Source organism: Halococcus morrhuae DSM 1307 (assembly GCF_000336695.1).
GTDB lineage: Archaea > Halobacteriota > Halobacteria > Halobacteriales > Halococcaceae > Halococcus > Halococcus morrhuae.
The window spans coordinates 1-3132 of sequence record NZ_AOMC01000121.1; the positions used below are offsets into that span (position 1 = coordinate 1).

Annotated in this window: 3 protein-coding genes; 1 reads left to right on the forward strand and 2 read right to left on the reverse strand. The window is 57.5% G+C overall.

The genetic code is table 11. From position 1 onward, the window contains the following. Positions 1–509 (reverse strand): arsenic resistance protein (locus C448_RS09700; RefSeq protein ID WP_004054242.1); only part of this gene is annotated, 509 nt, incomplete at its 3' end. Between the two features lie 182 nt (positions 510–691). Here C448_RS09700 and C448_RS09705 point away from each other — a divergent pair. Then, complete coding sequence (locus C448_RS09705) at positions 692–898, forward strand: hypothetical protein (RefSeq protein WP_004054244.1); 207 nt, start codon at positions 692–694, stop codon at positions 896–898. Positions 899–927: 29 nt separating this feature from the next. Here the strand turns inward: C448_RS09705 and C448_RS09710 are convergent. Further along, on the reverse strand, positions 928–3132 hold a 2205-nt coding region (locus C448_RS09710; RefSeq protein ID WP_004054246.1), incomplete at its 5' end, for a heavy metal translocating P-type ATPase.

The window sequence follows — 3132 nt, forward strand, 5'->3', positions numbered from 1 at the left end:
AACGCCTCAATGAAGGGTCCTGCCTGAATGAACTCTGCTACTCGCTCTCCCATGAACACCCAGAGATACCCCGGGAGAAGCAGTAACTGAATGAGCAACAACACTGGCGTCGCCGCAGTGATCTGTTCTGCATCGCCGTTCGCAAGCTCCGTGAACGAAATCACGTAGTCGATACACGGCGTGAGCAATACCATGAATACCCCGACGAGAACGACCGGGTCCTGCGGGAGAAATCGGGTGAGAGCGAAGACGACGACCGGAACCACAAGGAAGTTCATCCCAAGCGCAGCCAGCATGAATCGGCCGTTCGTGAACGCCCGGCGCAGTTTGACGAACGGGATTTCAAGGAACGTCACGTACAGAAGCACTGCCAAAACGGGGTTGATGAGCTGTTCCAGAGGAGAACTTAGCCCCGGCTGAGCAAAGCTCACGATAACTGCGAGAAGGACACCAGTTGCGTAGATGAGTATCTGATTGTGCTGAATCCAGTCTTTCGTAAGCTGTACCATTGTAGAATCTTGTGACGCCGGAGCACCTTACGAAGACTGATTTCAGCAGTTTCTCGTGGTTAGGGTGTCACAGAACAGTTCACATACTTCGACGAACGGTACGCATAGGGGGAGCGTATCACTGGAAGCTCTATCAGTAGACGGTCGGAATGCTTTCGGTTGGTCGTGAAGAACCACGAAACATGGCCACAACCGTCGAGATTCCCGATACAGACGAGACGTGTGCATACTGTGGTTCGCGTATCTTCGACCACGATCCCATCTGTGTACGCGACTGCACCGTCGATTGTGGCTCTCCTCTCTACTTCTGTAACTACGCGTGCCTGTCGGCGTATATCACCGAGAACGAGCTGACCTACGGTGACGCCTGCGAGTGGTCGCCCGAGTAGCACTCGTTTCCGCCGGGTCGTCAACCCTCTCAGTCCTCGGGGGCGCTCAGTCGCGAGAGGCGCATCGCGTTACCTGTCACACCCAGACTCATCCCCATATCACCCACCACGACCGCGAGCGCAACACTCACGTATCCCAGCGGGACGCCGACAGCGAGCAACGCCTTCACACCGAGACTCCCCCAGATATTCTGCCGGATCACTCCATTTGCCGTGTGCGACAGTCTGTATAGGTATGGAAGTTTCCCGATGTCATCGCCCATCAGTGCGATATCCGCGGTTTCAAGCGCCGTATCCGTCCCTGCTGCACCCATTGCAATGCCGATGTCAGCGGTGGCGAGTGCAGGTGCGTCATTGATTCCGTCGCCGACCATTGCGACATCTCCGTGCTCGGCCTGCAACTCCTCGATGGCATCCACCTTTTCGTCCGGCAGCAGTTCTGCACGGTACTCGTCGACACCGACCTGCTCGGCGATAGCCCGCGCTGTCCCCTCGTTGTCGCCAGTCAACATCACCACGTGGCCGACACCACGGTCATGGAGACGCTCGACTGCACGCTGCGAGGTCGAACGTACTTCATCAGCGATTGCGATCCCACCGACCAACTCGGCTTCCGTTCCAACGAGGACGACTGTTCGTCCGTCTTGTTGAAGCTCGGTGAATACGCTCCCGGTGAATTCTTCCTGCTCTGGCGAAGGGTTTCGAGAAACACCGTCTGAGACAGTCCCTCCGTCGGTCACACCACGAGTTTGTGAGAGATCGAAGCCGAGTTCCTCGAACAGCGCTGGCTTGCCTGCATAGTATGTCTCGCCGTCGATTTCGGCTCGAATGCCCTTTCCAGTCAAACTTTCGAAATCAGACGGGGAAGGGAGATCGGTCACGGTAGCCTCGTCCGTGCGAGTGAGAATCGCCTCAGCAATCGGATGTTCACTACGCTGTTCCAACCCTGCGCCATATCGAAGGACATCCGTCTCGCTGTGCTCTCCGAGCGGAACGATGTCGGTGACCGTCAGTTCGCCCTTGGTGAGAGTCCCGGTTTTGTCCATCGCGACGACGTCGACCTCACCCATCGTTTCGAGGTGGTTGCCGCCTTTGATCAGTACGCCGTTTTTCGCAGCGCTCGTGATCCCGGAAACGACCGAGACAGGTGTCGAGATAACGAACGCGCACGGACACGCGATGACGAGCAAGGTAAGCCCGCGGATGAACCACGTCTCCCACGGCAACCCAAGCGCGAGTGGCGGCACCGCTGCCGTGAGGATCGCCAGCACGACGACTGCGGGTGTGTAGTAGCCAGAGAATCGGTCGACGAACTGCTCCTGTTCGGTTTTCTTCTCCTGAGCGCCCTGCACCATCTCGATGATCTGCGAGAGCGTCGAATCACCCGCCGTCGAAGTGACTTCCACTTCGAGATAGCCTTCCTCATTGATGCTCCCGGCGTAGACTTCCTCGCCTAGAGACTTGTCGACGGGGACGCTCTCGCCGGTGATCGGAGATTCATCAACTGCGCTCTCACCTTCGACAACCGATCCATCGAGCGGAATCTTGTCACCGGGACGGACGATGACGGTCTCACCCACTTCTACGTCTTCAGCCGGCACGGTCACCTCATCGCCATCCCGACGGACCGTGGCCTCGTCCGGCGAGAGCTCCATCAATTCACGCAGCGAGTTCCGTGCCCTGTCCATCGCGTAATCTTCGAGGAGTTCTGCGATACTGAACAGGACGGCAAGCGTCGCGGCTTCGACGAAATAGCCGATGCCTGTGGCTGCGATGATCGCCGTTCCCATCAGAAGGTCGATGTCGAGACTCAGATTCCGCGCGGAGTAATACCCATCACGAACGACGGGATAGCCGCTGACAGCAATTGCGACGAGAAACAGCCCATCCGCAAGCGTCAGTGAGTAGCCGAGAAGAGACGCTACCTCCGGATTCTGTCCGGCAAGAACGAACTCAAAGAGAAGGCCGAGGACGACGAAGCCTGCGCCAATCCATGTTTTGATCGCGCGAGGACTCGTCCAGATCTCCGACGGCGGCGCAATGTCCATTTCACTACCTGATGTCCCATTAGAATCAGATTCATCGCCAGCAACCTCGTAACCCGCTCCCTCGATAGCTGCAACCACGTCAGCTTCGGCAGTACGGTCTGGATCATAGGTTACCGTGGCTGTGCCGGTAGTCGGTTGGAGTGTCGTCTCAGTGATTCCGTTGACGCGCTGGAGACTCTTGTCGAC